This window comes from Microbacterium sp. NRRL B-14842, from assembly GCF_050470785.1.
Window position 1 is genome coordinate 1605762 of record NZ_JBFLUM010000001.1, and the last position, 16149, is coordinate 1621910.

Below are 16149 nucleotides of genomic sequence, written 5' to 3' on the forward strand. Positions count from 1 at the left end.
GCTTCCGGGCGTGCGGTCACGGTGGTGTTCTCCTCTGCGGTCGCAGTCGTGGTCAGGAAACGGGGGCGAGGGCGCGTCGTGCGCTCTCGATGGCGCCGAGCGCGACGGCGTCGGCTCCGAGGACGGCGGGGACGACGCGCAGCGCGATGCCCGACACTGGGGCATCGGTACCGAGCGTCCGCTCGATCGACGGCTCCAGGAGGTCCCAGGAGGCCGTGACCCCGCCGCCGACGATGGCGATCGGCAGGTCGAGGAGCGTCGCGGCACTGGCGCAGGCGAGAGCGAGCGCCCGACCGGCGGCGTCGAACACCGCGCGGGCGTCGGCGTCGCCGGCCCGTGCGGCCTCCGCGACCTCCCTGGCATCGTTCACCGGACGACCGGTGCGCTCCTCGAACCGCCGGGCGATCGACGTCCCGGACGCCAGGGTCTCCAGGTGACCGGTCTGCCCGCAGGTGCAGACGAGGTCGCTGTAACCGGGCGTGTGCCCGATCTCGCCGGCCGCGCCGTGGGGGCCGTGGTGCAGCTCCCCGCCGATGACCAGCGCGCCGCCGACGCCCGTGCCGAGCATCACACCGAGCACATCGGGAACGCTCGGACCCGCCGCGGCGGCTTCTCCGAGGAGGAAGGCGTTCACGTCGTTCTCGACCCGCACCGGGACGCCGACGCGCTGCGCCAGCTCCGGGCCGAGCGGAAAGCCCGCCCAGTCTGCGAACAGGGCGGATGCGGCACGGATGGTGCCGCTCTCATGGTCGATGACGCCTGCGGCACCCACCCCCACCGCGGCGACGGCGACACCGGCCTCGGCCGCCAGCCGCGCGACGAGGCCGGCCGCGGCGTCCGCCATCGCCGAGCCGCCGACGCTCGCGGGCGCCGGGACGCTTCCGCGTGCGAGGACGTCTCCGAAGGCGTCCACGACGAGGGCCGCGATCTTCGTGCCCCCGATGTCCACCCCCGCCAGAGCGAAGTCGGACCCGGGGCCCGTGGTCGTTCGTCGAGGGTCGTCCGTCTGCTGCCCGACCGCGTTCATCGTCCGCCCAGTCCGGCCATCGCGATGCCCTTGACCAGGTGCTTCTGCAGCACGATCACGAGCAGGGTGGTCGGAATCATCGAGATGATGGCGGCGGCCATCTGCAGGTCCCACCGGGTGCCGGTGAGACCGGCGAAGCTCGCCAGACCGACCGGCAGCGTGCCGTGCGCGTTGTAGTCGACCGTGACGATGAGGGGCCAGAGGTAGCTGTTCCAGAAGGACAGGAACGTGAAGACCGCGAGTACCGCGACCGCGGACTTCGACAGCGGCAGGATGATCTGCAGGAAGGACCGGACAGGGCCGGCGCCGTCGACACGGGCCGCCTCCTCCAGCTCGTAGGGGATGCCGCGGAAGAACTGCCGCATCAGGAACGTGCCGAAGGCGCCGAACGCGAAGGGCAGGATGAGCGCCTGATAGGTGTCGACCCAGTTGAACCACTGCATGACCTGGAACATGGGGATGACGAGCACCTCGGCGGGCACCATCAGCGTGGCCAGGAAGAGGACGAAGACCGCGTCGCGGCCCTTCCACCGCAGGCGCCCGAACGCGTATCCGGCGGTCGTGGACACCACGAGCACGACCAGGGTGCCGCCGATCGCCACGATGAACGAGTTCATGATGTACGTGAGGAACGGTCCGTAGGCGAAGACGTCGACGAAGTTGCTCCAGCGGAGCTCGGAGCCCACGAGCGTCGGCGGCATCGAGAACATCTCGGAGTTCGGCTTGAGGGCCGAGAAGAACGCGTAGACGAGCGGCGCGATGAAGATGAGCGCCGCGACGTAGATGGTGACGTGCGCGAGGATCAGCCGGGCGCGCGCGCCCGGCGTGGTCGCCGCACCACGCGCCTTCTCCCGCTCGCGCTGACGCCGCGGGGCGGTGCCGGTGGGCCGGACGAGGGTCTCAGTGCTCATAGTGCACCCACTTCTTCTGTGCGGCGAACTGGATGCCCGTGATCGCGATGATGATCGCGAACAGGATCCACGCGGCGGCGGCGGCGAGTCCGAGATCGCCGAAGGTGAAGCCCTGCTCCCAGATGTACATCACGAGGGGCTTGGTGGCGTTGCCGGGTCCGCCTCCGGTGAGCATCTGCGGCTGGACGAAGACCTGGAGCGAGGTGATCATCGTCATGATCGTCGCGAAGAAGATCGACGGCGAGATCATCGGGATGATGATGCTCCACACACGCCGGATGCCCTGTGCGCCATCGATACTGGCTGCTTCCAGGACGCTCTCCGGGAGCTGTTCGAGGGCGGCGGAGAAGATCAGCATGTTGTAGCCGAGTCCCTGCCAGACGCTCATCACGACGACCATGATCATCGCCCAGTTGGGGTCGGCGAGGAAGTTCGGCAGCTCGATGCCGAACCAAGTGACCGAGAGGCCGTTGAAGAGCCCCTGCGGCTGCAGCATCATCTTCCACACCAGGACGTTCGCGACCATCGGGGTCACGACGGGGATGAAGAAGAGGACGCGCAGGGCACCGCGGCCGCGGATGCGGGGACCGAGACCGAGGGCGAGCACGAGCGAGAGAGCGACGCTCAACGGCACGTACAGCAGCGTGTACATGGCCGAGTTGCGCAGCGCGGGCCAGAAGTCCGGGCTGCTGGTGAACAGCTTGACGTAGTTGTCCACCCCGTTGAAGGTGCGTTCGCCGAAGGTCGGCCAGTCGAAGACGCTCATCACGATCGAGAGCCCCACGGGCACGATCGTGAACAGGGCGAGGCCCACCAGGGCTGGGCTTGCGAAACCCAGCGCCTGGCGGCCCTCGACCTTGGCGAGCGATCCTCGACGTCTCGTCGTGATCGTCATCTCGTTGTCTTTCTCTGTTACTGCTGTGCGGGCCGGATCCGGCTCACTCGCCGAACTGCGCCTGGGCGTTCGACAGCAGCTCCTCCATCGTCATCTGGCCGTTGTAGACGCTGACGAGGTTGGGCTGGATGTAGCTGTCGAGCTTCTGCCAGTTCTTGGTCATGTACAGCGGCACCGTGTCACCGAACGCGGCCTCGAACACCGACTGGACCTGGTCGCGGTACTGTTCGTCAATCGACTCGAAGTACAGCGGCTGCGACGAGATGCGGGCCGGGTAGGAGCGGCCGGACGACGCGATGTAGTCCTGCGCGTCCTCGCCGACGAGGGAGCCGAGCACCTTCAGCGCGGCCTCCGGGTTCTTGCAGTTCTCGGCGATGCCGTAGCCGGAGCCGAGGATGGGACCGGGGTTGCCGTCCACGCCCGCGGGCAGCGGCACCATGCCGGCGGCGAAGCCGGACTCGTTGTTGAGGTAGCTGACGGCGTTCCAGGTGCCGTCGACGGCCATGGCCGCGTTGCCACCCGTGTACTGGTTCTCGCCCCAGCCGGTGTCGGAGGCGGAGGCGACCGGAGCCGCGACCTTCTTCTCCGTGACCAGGCCGGCGTACCAGGACGCGGCGTCGACGAAGTCCTCGTCGTCGATGTGCAGCGTGCCGTCCTCGGAGGCGGGCTGCGTGGCGGAGTACGCGATCGGCATCGACATCCACTGGTAGCCGCCCATGCCCATGCCGAAGCCGTACTTGCCGTCCTTCGTGGCGTCGGCGGCGATCGTGTCGAAGTCGTCGAACGTCCAGCCGATCTCCGGCGTGGCGGCACCGGCGGCGCTGAGCATGTCCTGGTTGTAGTAGACGAGCATCGTGGCGACGTCGAACGGCACGCCGTAGACCTTGCCCTCGAAGCTGAGGATGCCGTCGGCGCTCGGGTTGAACTCCGACCAGTCGATGCCCGCGGTCTTGAGATCCTCGTCGCTGAGCTCGCGGAAGCCGGCCGTGTAGCCGCCGAGCTGCGCGCCGCTCATGCCGGTGATGCACGCCATGTTGCCGCTGGCCATGTTGGTCGTGAGCTTGGTGAAGAAGTCGCTCCACGGCGACGTCTGCAGCTTGATCTTGATGTCCGGGTTCTGCTTCTGCGCGAACTCGATCTGCGCCTCCAGCGCATCGACGTCCGACTCGCTGCCGGCCCACATGTCCACCACGATGGTGTCGCCGTCGGCCGAGCCCCCGGATCCCCCGCTGCTCGCACAGCCGGTCATCGCCACGGCCACGCCCGCGACAGCGGCGACAGCCCCCACACGCAACTTCTTCATTGAATGCCTCCTGAGAAGGGATAGGTTATTTCGAGACTCGAACTAACCAATTAGGATTTCGTATGAAGTTACGCTGTCATAGTTCGCAAGGTGCCGCAAGCTGAACATCCGATGTTTATAGGGTGGTGATAATTCGTGACTCGCCTGAAACACGCGGCACCCCCGCTACGCTGACGATGCCTCGAGACGAAGGGCCTCCATGACGAACCCCGCCGACACCACCGTCGACGACCCGCACACGCGGCGCATCCTCGACTTCGTCGCCCGCGGACAGGCGCGCTCCCGCTCCGAACTCGCCTCCGCCCTCGGCGTGGCCGCGTCGACCGTCGGCCTGCGCGTACAGGCGCTCCTCGATGCCGGCGTGCTGGAGGAGGCGGGGGCCGGCACCTCCCGCGGCGGACGACGGCCGCGCGTGCTGCGGATCGCTGGCGACGGCATCGTGCTGTCCGCCGATCTCGGCGGACGCCATGCCCGCATCGGACGGCACGACCTCAGCGGCGGCCTGCTCCACTCGGAGACCATCGCGATCGACGTCGCGGACGGCCCGGAAGCGACGCTGGAGAGAGTGTCGGAGGTCTTCGAGCGCCTGCTCGCCGAGACACGGGTCCACGCGATCGGCGTGAGCCTGCCCGGCCCCGTCGACGTCGCGACCGGCTCCGTGGATCAGCCCTCGCGGATGCCGGGGTGGCCCGGATTCCGCGTCGGCGAGCACCTCGCGGAGCGCCACGGCGTCCCCGTCGTCGTCGACAACGACGCCAACCTCGCCGCGCTCGGCGAGCACCGTCGCCAGCTCGGGCACACCCAGCACAGCATCACCGTCAAGGCGGGCACCGCGATCGGCAGCGGGATCATCGTGGACGGGCACATCCATCGGGGAGCGACCGCCGCAGCCGGCGACATCACGCATACGCGGATCGACGGCAGCGGCGACATCCCCTGCTCCTGCGGCAACACCGGCTGCCTGGAGACCGTGGCCAGCGGCGCGAGCCTCGTCCGCCAGATGCGCGAGCGCGGCAACACCGAGGTCCGCACCACGGCCGACGTCCTCACGCTGGCGCGGGACGCGGACCCCCTCGCCACGACCCTCGTCCGCACCGCGGGGACCCACCTGGGTCAGGCACTGTCCGGCGTCGTGAACTTCTTCAACCCGCACGCCCTGTTCCTCACCGGGAGCATGAGCGCCTCCGAGCCGTTCATCGCCGCGGTGCGCAGCCGGGTCTACGAGGCCTGCCACCCGCTCGCGACCCAGCGCCTGCGGATCGAGGCCGCGGCCACCGGCGCGGACGCGATCCTGCACGGCGCCGCCCGCCTCGCGCTCGAGGGCATGGACATCCCGGTGGCGACGGCCTGAGCCGCCGCCACCGTCAGCCTCACTCCCCCGTAAGGCGCAGTTCGATGACCGGCATCAGCACGTCGGGACGCCGTACCGGAAGATGCACCGTGAGCGTCCCCTCGGCCTCGCCCGCCGGCGTCATCAGGTCGGCCTGCTGGTCCGGGTCGCTGACGCTCGTACGCAGCCAGGAGCCGTCGTTCAGCAGCCGCGCATACGAGACCTTGCCCGCAAGACCGGGCAGATGCACGAAGCCCAGCGGCCAGCTGAACAGGCTCAGGTAGAGCCGGTCGCCGCGGAGCGTGTACACGCCCTCACGGGGCGGCGTGAACGGCGCGTGACCGGCCCCGATCACGGCGCGGTCGTGCAGGCGCATCCACTCCCCGATCTCGGCGAGGGTCTCCGCATCCCGGGGCGCGATCGCCCCACGCCCGTCCGGGCCGATGTTCAGGAGCATGTTGCCGCCCATCGACACCGAGTCGACGAGCATCTGCGCGAGCAGCACCGGCGACTTCTGGTCGGTGTTGTCCCGGTGGTACCCCCAGGAGCCGTTGAGCGTCTGGCATGCCTCCCACACGAGGGGCACGCCGTCGCGGACGATGGGAGCCGTCGGCTGATACTGCTCGGGCGTCACGAAGTCCGCGGGGATGCCGAGCCGGTCGTTGACGAGCATCTCCGGCTGCAGCTCCCGACACAGCGCAAGCAGCGCCTCGGCGTCCCAGTCCTGCGGCCCCTTCCCCTCCCAGCCGTCCTTGGACTCGGGATAGGTGAAGTCGAAGAACAGGTAGTCGATGTCGCCGTACCCGGTGAGCAGCTCGCGGACCTGACCGTGCAGGTACTCGCGGTAGCGGGCCATGTCGCGCCCCTCGTTCAGGGCGTGCGCGTTCTCGTCGTCGCGTCGCGGGTGGTTCCAGTCCACCGTGAAGTCGGGGTGATGCCAGTCGATGACCGAGTGGTAGAGGCCGACCCGGATCCCCTCGGCACGGAGGGCGTCGACGTACTCGCGCACCAGGTCGCGCCCGACCGCCGCGACGGAGGTGAAGTCGGTCAGCTTCGAGTCCCAGAGGCAGAAGCCGTCGTGGTGCTTCGTCGTCAGCACGACGTAGCCCATCCCCGTCTCCTTGGCGGTCTTCGCCAGGGCCGCGGCATCGAAGAGGTCGGGATCGAAGTTGTCGAAGTACGGGCGGTACTCCTCGTCGGTGAGGCGTTCGTAGTTCTGCACCCACTCGTGCCGCGCGGCCCCGCTGTAGAGGCCGAAGTGGACGAACATGCCGAAGCGGGCGTCATCAAACCATTCCTGTCGCATGCGTCCATCCTGGCACAGACATCGGATGTCTGCGCCGCGGAATGCCGTACGGAACGCCGAACGGGCGCCCCCCGGAGGGACGCCCGTTCGTTCGCGAGTCGAATCAGCGCGCGGCGCTACCGTCGACGTAGTCCTCGTCCTGCTGCTTCCAGGCGAAGAGCGAACGCAGCTCCTTGCCGGTCGCCTCGATCGGGTGCTGCTCTTCCTTGGCGCGGAGGGCGAGGAATTCCTCGGCCCCGTTGTCCTGGTCGTCGATGAAGCGCTTCGCGAACGCGCCGGACTGGATGTCGGACAGGACGCCCTTCATGCTCTCCTTGACGCGCTCGTCGATCACGCGCGGGCCGGACACGTAGTCACCGAACTCGGCGGTGTCGGAGATCGACCAGCGCTGCTTGGCGATGCCGCCCTCCCACATGAGGTCGACGATGAGCTTGAGCTCGTGCAGCACCTCGAAGTAGGCGATCTGCGGCTGGTAGCCCGCCTCGACGAGGGTCTCGAAGCCCGCCTGGACGAGGTGGCTCATGCCGCCGCAGAGCACGGCCTGCTCGCCGAACAGGTCGGTCTCGGTCTCCTCGGTGAAGGTCGTCTTGATGACGCCGGCACGGGTGCCGCCGATGGCCTTCGCGTACGACAGCGCGAGGTCCCAGGCCTGGCCGGAGGCGTCACGCTCGACGGCGATGATGTCGGGGATGCCGCGGCCGGCGACGAACTCGCGACGCACCGTGTGGCCGGGAGCCTTCGGGGCGACGAGGATCACGTCGACACCCTCGGGTGCGTCGATGTAGCCGAAGCGGATGTTGAAGCCGTGCGCGAAGGCCAGGGTCTTGCCCGCCGTCAGGTTCGGGGCGATGGACTCGCTGTAGATCGTGCGCTGGTGCTGGTCCGGCGCGAGGATCATGATGACGTCGGCCCACTCGGTCGCCTCGGCGACGGTCTTCACGGGGAAGCCGGCCTCCTCGGCCTTCGCGGCGGACTTCGAGCCCTCCTTGAGGGCGATCGCGACCTCGACACCCGAGTCGCGCAAGTTCTGGGCGTGGGCGTGGCCCTGCGAGCCGTAGCCGACGATCGCGACCTTCTTGCCCTGGATCAGGGACAGGTCGGCGTCGTCGTCGTAGAAGATCTCGGTGCTCACTGGTTTCTCTCCTTGGTTGTGGTTGTGCGGGACGCGCGGTCCCAGAGTCTGTCGAAGGGTCAGCCGCGCAAGACGCGCTCGGTGATGCTCTTGCCGCCGCGGCCGATCGCGAGGAGGCCGGACTGGGCGATCTCCTTGATGCCGAAGGGCTCCAGAGCGCGAAGCAGCGCCTCGACCTTGCCCTTGTCGCCGGTGACCTCGATGACGAGGGCGTCGGCGGCGTAGTCGACGACCGACGCGCGGAAGAGGTTGACGACCTCGATCACGTTCGAGCGGCTGGCGTTGTCCGTGCGCACCTTCACGAGCATGTGCTCGCGCTGCACGGACGACGCCGGGTCGAGCTCGACGATCTTAATGACGTTGATCAGCTTGTTGAGCTGCTTGGTCACCTGCTCGAGCGGCAGTTCCTCCACGTCGACGACGACCGTGATGCGGGAGATCCCCGGCACCTCGGTCACGCCGACGGCGAGGGAGTCGATGTTGAAGCCGCGGCGCGCGAACAGGCCGGCGACGCGGGTCAGAAGGCCGGGGGTGTTCTCCACCAGCAGGCTCAGGACATGGGTCGACATGGCTCAGTCCTCCTCGTCGAACGCGGGCGCGTGGTCGCGCGCGTACTGGACATAGCTGTTGCTGACCCCCTGCGGCACCATCGGCCACACCATGGAGTCGGCGCTCACCACGAAGTCGATCACCACGGGGCGGTCGTTCGTCTCCAGCGCGAGCTGGATGGCGGCGTCGACCTCCTCCTCCTTCTCCACGCGGATCGCGAGGCAGCCGTATGCCTCCGCGAGCTTCACGAAGTCGGGGATGCGGATCGTGCCGTGCCCGGTGTTCAGGTCGGTGTTGGAGTGGCGGCCGTCGTAGAACAGCGTCTGCCACTGCCGGACCATGCCCAGCGACGAGTTGTTGATGATCGCGACCTTGATCGGGATGTTGTTGATCGCGCAGGTGGCGAGCTCCTGATTGGTCATCTGGAAGCAGCCGTCGCCGTCGATCGCCCAGACCTGGCGCTCCGGCTCGGCGACCTTCGCTCCCATGGCCGCCGGCACCGAGTAGCCCATCGTGCCCGCACCGCCGGAGTTCAGCCAGGCGTTCGGACGCTCGTACTTGATGAACTGCGCGGCCCACATCTGGTGCTGCCCCACACCGGAGGCGAAGATGCCCTCCGGTCCGGTGAGCTCGCCGATGCGCTGGATCACGTACTGGGGCGCGAGCAGGCCGTCGGTCGTCGGCGCGTACCCGAGGGGGAACTCGTTCCGGAGGCCGTCGAGGTACGACCACCACTCCTCGATGTCGGGCTTCGTGTCTGCCGTCGCTCCGCGGAAGGCCGCGTCGAGATCGGTGAGCACGTCGCGCACGTCTCCGACGATCGGCACGTCGGCCGTGCGGATCTTGGAGATCTCCGCCGGGTCGATGTCGACGTGCACCACCTTCGCGTGCGGCGCGAACAGTGCCGCCTTGCCCGTGACGCGGTCGTCGAACCGTGCGCCCAGCGAGACGAGGAGGTCGGCCTCCTGCAGCGCCAGCACGGCGGGGACCGTGCCGTGCATGCCCGGCATTCCCAGGTGCTGCGGATGCGAGTCGGGGAAAGCACCTCGCGCCATCAGCGTCGTGACGACGGGCGCACCGGTCGACTCGGCCAGTTCGAGCAGCTCGGCCGCGGCCCGGCCGCGGACGACACCGCCGCCCACGTACAGCACCGGCTTCTTCGCCTCCGCGAGGAGCGCGGCCGCCGCCTGGATCTGCTTGCCGTGCGCCTTCGTCACCGGGCGGTACCCGGGGAGCTCGATCTTCGGCGGCCACACGAAGGGCGCGGTCGCCTGCTGCGCATCCTTGGTGATGTCCACCAGCACCGGACCGGGGCGACCGGTGCCGGCGATCTCATAGGCAGCCGCGATGGCGCCGGGGATGTCCGCGGCGTCCTTCACGAGGAACGAGTGCTTCGTGATCGGCATCGTGATCCCCACGATGTCGGCCTCCTGGAAGGCATCCGTGCCCATCAGCGTCGAGAACACCTGACCGGTGATCGCGAGCAGCGGCACCGAGTCCATGTAGGCGTCGGCGATCGCCGTGACGAGGTTGGTCGCCCCGGGGCCCGAGGTGGCGATGCACACGCCGACCTTGCCGGATGCGGAGGCGTATCCCTCGGCCGCGTGGCCCGCGCCCTGCTCGTGCCGCACGAGGATGTGACGCAGCTGCGACGCATCCATCAGCGGGTCGTAGACCGGGAGGATCGCGCCGCCGGGAAGGCCGAAGACATCCGTGACACCGAGAAGCTCGAGCGAGCGGACGACGGCCTCCGCACCGGTGATCTCCGGAGCGGATGGACGGGCGGGCGGCCTCGGCACGGCCGAGACGGAGTCAGCAGTCATGACTTTCCTTCTGATGAACTGTGCGGGACACCGGCGCTCCGATCGAGCGGTTCCTGAGCCGGTCGATGGATCAGCCGGTCGTCGCTCCCTCGGCGGCGGACCGCACGAGGCGCGAGTACTTGGCAAGAACGCCTCGGGTGTAGCGCGGGGGAAGCGGCTCCCAGCCAGAGCGGCGGGAGGCGAGCTCCGCCTCGTCGACGAGTAGGTCGAGAGAGCGAGCTGCGATATCGACCCGTATCAGATCACCATCGCGCACGAAGGCGATAGGACCTGCGTCCACCGCTTCGGGTGCTATATGTCCGATGCACAGGCCGGTTGTGCCGCCTGAGAATCGTCCGTCCGTCAAGAGTAGTACATCTTTTCCGAGCCCCGCGCCCTTGATGGCCGCGGTGATGGCGAGCATCTCGCGCATACCCGGTCCGCCCTTGGGGCCCTCGTACCGGATGACGATGACCGTCCCCGGCTCGATGGTCCCCGCGGCGACCGCGTCCATGGCGGCGCGCTCGCGCTCGAAGACCCGCGCGGGACCCTCGAAGACGGCCGCGTCGAAGCCGGCGGTCTTGACCACGGCACCCTCCGGAGCCAGCGACCCGTGCAGGATCGTCAGGCCGCCGGTGGCGTGGATGGGGTTGTCGAAGGTGTGGATGACCTCGCCGTCGATCGGCTGCGGGTCGAGCTCGGCGAGGTTCTCGGCGAGCGTCTTGCCGGTGACGGTGAGCGCGTCGCCGTGCAGCAGCCCTTCGTCGAGCATCGCCTTCATGATGACGGGGATGCCGCCGTGCCGGTCGACGTCGTTCATGACGTACTTGCCGAACGGCTTCATGTCGGCCACGTGCGGGACCTTGTCGCCGATGCGGTTGAAGTCGTGCAGGCTCAGCTCGACCTCGGCCTCCCGGGCGATCGCGAGGAGGTGGAGCACGACGTTGGTCGAGCCGCCGAGGGCCATCGCGAGAGCGATCGCGTTCTCGAACGCCTCCTTGGTGAGGATGTCGCGCGTCGTGATGCCCTGACGGAGCAGGTTGACGACGGCCTCGCCCGACCGGTGCGCGAAATAGTCGCGGCGGCGGTCGGCAGCGGGCGGCGCGGCGGAGCCCGGCAGGCTGAGCCCGAGCGCCTCGGCGACGGAGGCCATGGTGTTGGCGGTGTACATGCCGCCGCACGCGCCCTCACCGGGAGCGATGGCGCACTCGATGCGCTTGAGGTCCTCCTCGCTCATGAGGCCGGCACGGCAGGCGCCGACCGCCTCGAACGAGTCGATGATCGTGACGTCCTTCTCGGTGCCGTCGGAGAGCTTGACCCAGCCCGGCGCGATCGACCCGGCGTAGAGGAAGACGCTCGACAGGTCGAGGCGCGCGCTGGCCATGAGCATGCCGGGGATCGACTTGTCGCAGCCCGCGAGCAGGACGGAGCCGTCGAGGCGCTCGGCCATCATCACGGTCTCGACCGAGTCGGCGATGACCTCGCGCGACACGAGCGAGAAGTGCATCCCCTCATGGCCCATCGAGATGCCGTCCGAGACGGAGATGGTGCCGAACTGCAGCGGGTAGCCACCGCCGGAGTGCACGCCCTCCTTCGCCCCCTGCGCCAACCGGTCGAGGCTCAGGTTGCAGGGCGTGATCTCGTTCCAGCTGGACGCGATACCGATCTGCGGCTTGTCCCAGTCGGCGTCCCCCATCCCGACCGCGCGGAGCATGCCGCGGGAGGTCGTGGCCTCGATGCCGTCGGTGACGACGCGACTGCGGGGCTTGATGTCGATGGGCGCGCTGGTGGAGGGATCATGCGAGGACATGACGAGAGTCTATTCCTGCGCGACGGCCCTCTCGTTCGCGAGCGTCTCCAGAAGCGCGGCGATCTGTTGTGGAGAGTCCACACGGAGGGTCGCGGCGCTCTCCCCCGGTCCGACGCGCACACCGAGGTCGCCCTCCTGCAGCACACGCATCGCATCCTCGTCTGTCACGTCGTCACCGGCGAAGAGGATGCCCGTCGCGTCGAAGCGCTCCCGAAGGGCGATCATCGCGGCGTCCTTGCCCTCGTTCCGCGACGAGAACTCCAGCACCCGATGGCCGGCGCGCCGGCGCCACTGCGGGAAGCGCTCGGCGACGAGGGCGTCGATCTCGGCGAAGACCCTCTCCTCCGTCTCCCGGTCCGCGCGACGGGTGTGCACGCCCATGCCGAAGGTCTTCGGCTCCAGCTCCGCGCCCTCGTAGCGGTCGATGATCGGCTGCGCGGCGGCCCACAGCTCCTCGCGCGCCCCGAGCTCGGTCGTGTCCCCCGGGGCGTCGGCGGCACCCTCACCGGGGAACCAGTACTGCGCGCCGTGGGAGCCGGCGAGGACGACCACGGAGTCGTCGGTGTGCTCGGTGATCTCTCTGAGGTCGTGCATGCTGCGACCGGAGACGTAGGCGACGATCGTGTCGGGCATCGCCGCGAGACGGGCCATCTGCACGGCGACCTCCGGCAGCGCCCGCGCGGCCATCGGGTCCGCGACGAGCGGGGACGCGGTGCCGTCGAAGTCGAGGGCCACGACCAAGCGCGGCGTCGTCGCGAGGGCGGTGAGGTCGGCGTCGGCGGTTCCGGGGATCCAGGGGCGCGTCACGGTGTCTCCGATCGAGAAGAAGGGTGTGCAGGGAGTGCGGTCAGCGGCGGCGGACGTCGGCCAGAGCGTCGAGGAAGGATGACGACCAGGCGTTCACATCGTTGTCCAGCACCCGGCGGCGGAGGGAGCGCATGCGCCGCGCCTGCTCGGCGGGGGACATCTCCACCGCCTCCATGATCGCGTCCTTGAGGCCCGCGATGTCGTGCGGGTTGACGCGCACGGCCTGGCGGAGCTCGTCCGCCGCGCCGGTGAACTCGCTGAGCACGAGGACGCCGCGGTTGTCTGTCCGGGTGGCCACGTACTCCTTCGCCACCAGGTTCATGCCGTCACGCAGCGCTGTCACGAGCATGACGTCGGCCGCGAGGTACAGAGCGACCATCTCCTCGCGCGGGTACCCCTGGTGGAGGTAGCGGATGGCGGAGTGACCGACCGTGTCGTGGTCGCCGTTGATGCGGGCCACCGCGAGCTCGATCTCGTCCCGGAGGTGCGCATAGGCGTCGACCCGCTCCCGGCTCGGGCTCGCCACCTGGATGAGGGTGACGTCCTCCACGTCCAGGCGGCCGTCTTCGAGGAGCTCGCCGTATGCCTTGATCCGGTGCCCGATGCCCTTGGTGTAGTCCAGGCGGTCGACGCCGAGGAGGATGCGTTTGGGGTTGCCGAGGCTGGCGCGGATCTCCGCGGCCCGCGCCCTGACGTCTTCGCGGGCGGCGAGTTCGAGGTACGGGGCGGTGTCGATGGAGATCGGGAAGGCCTTGGCGATGGCCGTCCGCGAGCCCCCCTCATCCGGGACCGCGATGCTCGACCCCTTCACCTCGTAGCGCAGCCGGCGCCGGACCGCGGTGAGGAAGTAGGTCGCGTCCTGCGCCCGCTGGAAGCCGATGACGTCGGCGCCGAGCAGTCCGCGCAGCACCTGGTCCCGCCAGGGAAGCTGGGCATAGAGGCCGTGGGCCGGGAAGGGGATGTGGTGGAAGTAGCCGATGGTGACGTCGGGGCGCAGCTCGCGGACCATCTGCGGCACCAGCTGGAGTTGATAGTCGTGCACCCAGACGGTGCCGTCCTGCGCGGCCGCGGCCGCGGCCGCCTCCGCGAAGCGTCGGTTCACCCGCACGTACGCGTCCCACCACTCGCGGTGATACTGCGGCGGCGCGATGACGTCGTGGTACAGCGGCCAGATCGTGTCGTTGGCGAAGCCCTCGTAGTAGTCGGCGACCTCGTCGGAGCTCAACGCCACCGGGATCAGGTGGATGCCGTCGGCGTCGAAGGCCTCGAGCTCCACGTCGGGCTGGCCCGGCCAGCCGACCCAGGCGCCGTGTACGCGGCGCATCATGGGCTCGAGCGCGGCGACGAGGCCGCCGGGCGACGTCCGCCAGGTCTCCTCGCCGTCGGGGCCCACGACCCGGTCCACCGGGAGGCGGTTGGCGACGACGACGAAATCAGCAGCGGTCACAGGGGCACTCCTCGGTCCAGTAGCTTCCAACCTATCGAGGATGCGCGCCGACCGCCGGTCCTCCCTCAGGCCTTGACAGCGGACGCCGCGCGGTGCACACCGCTGAGAGCCCAGTTCCCGAGGCCCGCCGCGAACGCGATGCCGGCCGCGATCATCGGGAGGACGAGCGCAGCGGAGGTGCCGAGGCTCTCAGCGATCTCCCCCGCCACCGCGGCGCCGATCGACTGACCGACGATCACGCCGGAGCCGAGCATCGTCATCACCGTCGCCGACCGGCCACGGGGGCTTCGAGCGGCTCCGAAGCTGTACTGGGTGACGAGGGTCGGACCGATGCCGATGCCCATGATGGCCAGGGCCAGCATCATGCCCGCCGGGGAGTCGACGATGCCGAGGAGCAGCGATCCGGCGAGCAGGATCCCCGAGAACACGAGCCAGCGCGCGCGCAGGGAGAACCGGACGGGGAGCCAGGCGACGCCGAGGGCCAGCAGCGCGGAGCCGACGCCCATCACGCCGTACAGCAGCCCCGCCTGCTCCGGGGCTCCGAGGTCGGCCATGAACGAGGTGAGCGTGGTGAGCATGGTGCCGAAGAAGATCCCGACGCCGAGGATGCCGAGGACGACGATGAGGAGCTGCGGACGGAACAGGTCGGACACGGCGGACGGTGCCCGACCGTCGTCGGTGCGGTCCTGGGAGACGTGCCGCCCGCTCGGGTGCAGGGCGAAGGCTCCGACGAACACCAGGGTCAGCGCGGCGGCCCCGACCAGCGGGGCCCACGGCGCGAGCGCCGAGGCGAGCACACCCACGAGGAAGGGCCCGAAGACGAAGACGGTCTCGTCCGCGGCCGACTCGTACGCCATCGTGCCGGAGACGGTGCGCGCGCGGCGCTCCGCGGGCATCCACTCGCCGATGATCGTCACCAACCGGGAGCGCGAGAGCGGCGCCACCTGGGGCGCGGTCGCGCCGATGCCGATCGCGGCGAGGAGCACGAACCCGTCAGCGGCCGGGCCGTAGACGACCGCCGTGAAGAGCAGGAGCATCGCCGCGTTGCCCACGGCGAGCGCGAGGAGGACCGTGCGCTGACCGAAGCGGTCGGCGGCGGCGCCCAGGAGCGGTCCGAAGCAGGCGGTACCGAGACCGACCGCAGCCGAAGTGAGTCCGCCGAGGGAGAGCGACCCCCGCGCCGACACGACGACGGTGAGGACGCCGACCACCATCATGGCGAACGGCAGTCGCGCGATGAACGCGATGAGGAAGTACGGCAGGCCGGCGAGGCGGAAGAGGCTCGGCTCGGCGGTGTCAGGCGTGGTGCTGGTGTGTGTCATGGCTCTCGCGCGTCGATGACGCGTGTCGGGTGCCGCCGCTGTCCGCCGGAGACGCCGACGGCCGGTAGATACACGGTTTCTGCGGCCGCGGGTGAACCGCGACCCTCCCATGATATCCGGTGGCCCTGGACGGACGCCCTGCCAGCCTCTCCCCCGGCTTGTCAAGGCTCCGTCCCCCGCGCCCCGGCTGCGGGTACCGTAGGGGCATGCGCTACCTCTTCAGCACCGGACTCGTCGCCGCGATCTCGGCTGGGATCTCGCTGCTGCGCGGCACCCGCAATGAACCCATCACCTGGCGCTCGCTCCTGTCGTGGGTGAGCTGGGGCATCACGATGGCGCTCGCGGTCGGCGCGGTCGTCGACATGCGCCGCGAACGCCACGGCGTGCCGGTGGACGCCGACTCCCCACAGTCGGTGAAGAAGTCCAAGAAGGCGCAGCGTCTGCAGTTCCGTTCGCAGAAGGCCCTCGCCGATGCGCAGGGGCACGCCCAGGACAAGCGGTCCTGACG

The 16149-nt window shown here is 69.3% G+C and carries 14 protein-coding genes; 2 read left to right on the forward strand and 12 right to left on the reverse strand.

The features are described from left to right. Nucleotides 1–52: 52 nt before the first annotated feature. Genes AB1285_RS08055 through AB1285_RS08070 form a run of 4 tightly spaced genes read right to left on the reverse strand, consistent with a single transcriptional unit; the run spans nucleotide 53 to nucleotide 4136 of the window. Nucleotides 53–1027 (reverse strand): ROK family protein, encoded by a 975-nt coding sequence (locus AB1285_RS08055; protein ID WP_370428912.1) that lies wholly within the window; start codon nucleotides 1025–1027, stop codon nucleotides 53–55. Then, nucleotides 1024–1938: a carbohydrate ABC transporter permease gene (locus AB1285_RS08060; RefSeq protein WP_060920974.1), complete on the reverse strand. Its 915-nt coding sequence runs from the start codon at nucleotides 1936–1938 to the stop codon at nucleotides 1024–1026. The genes AB1285_RS08055 and AB1285_RS08060 overlap by 4 nt, the downstream gene beginning before the upstream one ends. Next, nucleotides 1928–2833 (reverse strand): carbohydrate ABC transporter permease, encoded by a 906-nt coding sequence (locus tag AB1285_RS08065; protein WP_370428913.1) that lies wholly within the window; start codon nucleotides 2831–2833, stop codon nucleotides 1928–1930. The genes AB1285_RS08060 and AB1285_RS08065 overlap by 11 nt, the downstream gene beginning before the upstream one ends. 43 nt (nucleotides 2834–2876) lie before the next feature. Beyond that, complete coding sequence (locus AB1285_RS08070) at nucleotides 2877–4136, reverse strand: ABC transporter substrate-binding protein (RefSeq protein ID WP_060920976.1); 1260 nt, start codon at nucleotides 4134–4136, stop codon at nucleotides 2877–2879. Between the two features lie 199 nt (nucleotides 4137–4335). On the opposite strand from AB1285_RS08070, the gene AB1285_RS08075 reads away from it, so the two are divergent. Further along, on the forward strand, nucleotides 4336–5487 hold the full coding sequence (locus tag AB1285_RS08075; protein WP_187663923.1) for an ROK family transcriptional regulator: 1152 nt from the start codon (nucleotides 4336–4338) through the stop codon (nucleotides 5485–5487). 19 nt (nucleotides 5488–5506) lie between these two features. Here the strand turns inward: AB1285_RS08075 and AB1285_RS08080 are convergent, their stop codons facing one another. The 8 genes from AB1285_RS08080 to AB1285_RS08115 all read right to left on the reverse strand — a co-directional run bounded on the left by AB1285_RS08080 (nucleotide 5507) and on the right by AB1285_RS08115 (nucleotide 15641). Beyond that, nucleotides 5507–6772 carry an alpha-L-fucosidase gene (locus tag AB1285_RS08080; RefSeq protein ID WP_187663922.1) on the reverse strand — a complete coding sequence of 422 codons (1266 nt, stop codon included), beginning with the start codon at nucleotides 6770–6772 and terminating at the stop codon, nucleotides 5507–5509. Nucleotides 6773–6875: 103 nt separating this feature from the next. Further along, the gene (ilvC, locus tag AB1285_RS08085) at nucleotides 6876–7904 is read right to left on the reverse strand and encodes a ketol-acid reductoisomerase (protein WP_292797197.1); all 1029 of its coding nucleotides are present in this window, start codon (nucleotides 7902–7904) and stop codon (nucleotides 6876–6878) included. A 59-nt stretch (nucleotides 7905–7963) separates the two neighbouring features. Next, entirely contained in the window at nucleotides 7964–8473 is a 510-nt protein-coding gene (gene ilvN / locus AB1285_RS08090) for an acetolactate synthase small subunit (protein ID WP_025103268.1), read from the reverse strand. A gap of 3 nt (nucleotides 8474–8476) precedes the next feature. After that, the gene (locus tag AB1285_RS08095; RefSeq protein ID WP_259953916.1) at nucleotides 8477–10276 is read right to left on the reverse strand and encodes an acetolactate synthase large subunit; all 1800 of its coding nucleotides are present in this window, start codon (nucleotides 10274–10276) and stop codon (nucleotides 8477–8479) included. A gap of 70 nt (nucleotides 10277–10346) precedes the next feature. Continuing rightward, nucleotides 10347–12065 carry a dihydroxy-acid dehydratase gene (gene ilvD / locus AB1285_RS08100; RefSeq protein ID WP_259953917.1) on the reverse strand — a complete coding sequence of 573 codons (1719 nt, stop codon included), beginning with the start codon at nucleotides 12063–12065 and terminating at the stop codon, nucleotides 10347–10349. A 9-nt stretch (nucleotides 12066–12074) separates the two neighbouring features. After that, nucleotides 12075–12872 carry a trehalose-phosphatase gene (gene otsB / locus AB1285_RS08105; protein ID WP_187663919.1) on the reverse strand — a complete coding sequence of 266 codons (798 nt, stop codon included), beginning with the start codon at nucleotides 12870–12872 and terminating at the stop codon, nucleotides 12075–12077. A gap of 40 nt (nucleotides 12873–12912) precedes the next feature. Continuing rightward, nucleotides 12913–14319 carry an alpha,alpha-trehalose-phosphate synthase (UDP-forming) gene (locus tag AB1285_RS08110; RefSeq protein WP_187663918.1) on the reverse strand — a complete coding sequence of 469 codons (1407 nt, stop codon included), beginning with the start codon at nucleotides 14317–14319 and terminating at the stop codon, nucleotides 12913–12915. A gap of 65 nt (nucleotides 14320–14384) precedes the next feature. Beyond that, complete coding sequence (locus AB1285_RS08115) at nucleotides 14385–15641, reverse strand: MFS transporter (protein ID WP_370428914.1); 1257 nt, start codon at nucleotides 15639–15641, stop codon at nucleotides 14385–14387. A 206-nt stretch (nucleotides 15642–15847) separates the two neighbouring features. Between AB1285_RS08115 and AB1285_RS08120 the strand changes: the two genes are divergently transcribed. Beyond that, a complete protein-coding gene (locus tag AB1285_RS08120) occupies nucleotides 15848–16147 on the forward strand; it encodes a hypothetical protein (RefSeq protein WP_025103262.1) in 300 nt (99 codons plus the stop codon). Nucleotides 16148–16149: the final 2 nt, after the last annotated feature.

What these genes read in the sequence shown, in the direction of transcription:
- AB1285_RS08055 (WP_370428912.1), bottom strand. Translation starts at nt 1,027, where the DNA reads ATGAACGCGGTCGGGCAGCAGACGGACGACCCTCGACGAACGACCACG.
- AB1285_RS08060 (WP_060920974.1), bottom strand. Translation starts at nt 1,938, where the DNA reads ATGAGCACTGAGACCCTCGTCCGGCCCACCGGCACCGCCCCGCGGCGT.
- AB1285_RS08065 (WP_370428913.1), bottom strand. Translation starts at nt 2,833, where the DNA reads ATGACGATCACGACGAGACGTCGAGGATCGCTCGCCAAGGTCGAGGGC.
- AB1285_RS08070 (WP_060920976.1), bottom strand. Translation starts at nt 4,136, where the DNA reads ATGAAGAAGTTGCGTGTGGGGGCTGTCGCCGCTGTCGCGGGCGTGGCC.
- AB1285_RS08075 (WP_187663923.1), top strand. Translation starts at nt 4,336, where the DNA reads ATGACGAACCCCGCCGACACCACCGTCGACGACCCGCACACGCGGCGC.
- AB1285_RS08080 (WP_187663922.1), bottom strand. Translation starts at nt 6,772, where the DNA reads ATGCGACAGGAATGGTTTGATGACGCCCGCTTCGGCATGTTCGTCCAC.
- ilvN (WP_025103268.1), bottom strand. Translation starts at nt 8,473, where the DNA reads ATGTCGACCCATGTCCTGAGCCTGCTGGTGGAGAACACCCCCGGCCTT.
- AB1285_RS08095 (WP_259953916.1), bottom strand. Translation starts at nt 10,276, where the DNA reads ATGACTGCTGACTCCGTCTCGGCCGTGCCGAGGCCGCCCGCCCGTCCA.
- ilvD (WP_259953917.1), bottom strand. Translation starts at nt 12,065, where the DNA reads ATGTCCTCGCATGATCCCTCCACCAGCGCGCCCATCGACATCAAGCCC.
- AB1285_RS08115 (WP_370428914.1), bottom strand. Translation starts at nt 15,641, where the DNA reads ATGACACACACCAGCACCACGCCTGACACCGCCGAGCCGAGCCTCTTC.
- AB1285_RS08120 (WP_025103262.1), top strand. Translation starts at nt 15,848, where the DNA reads ATGCGCTACCTCTTCAGCACCGGACTCGTCGCCGCGATCTCGGCTGGG.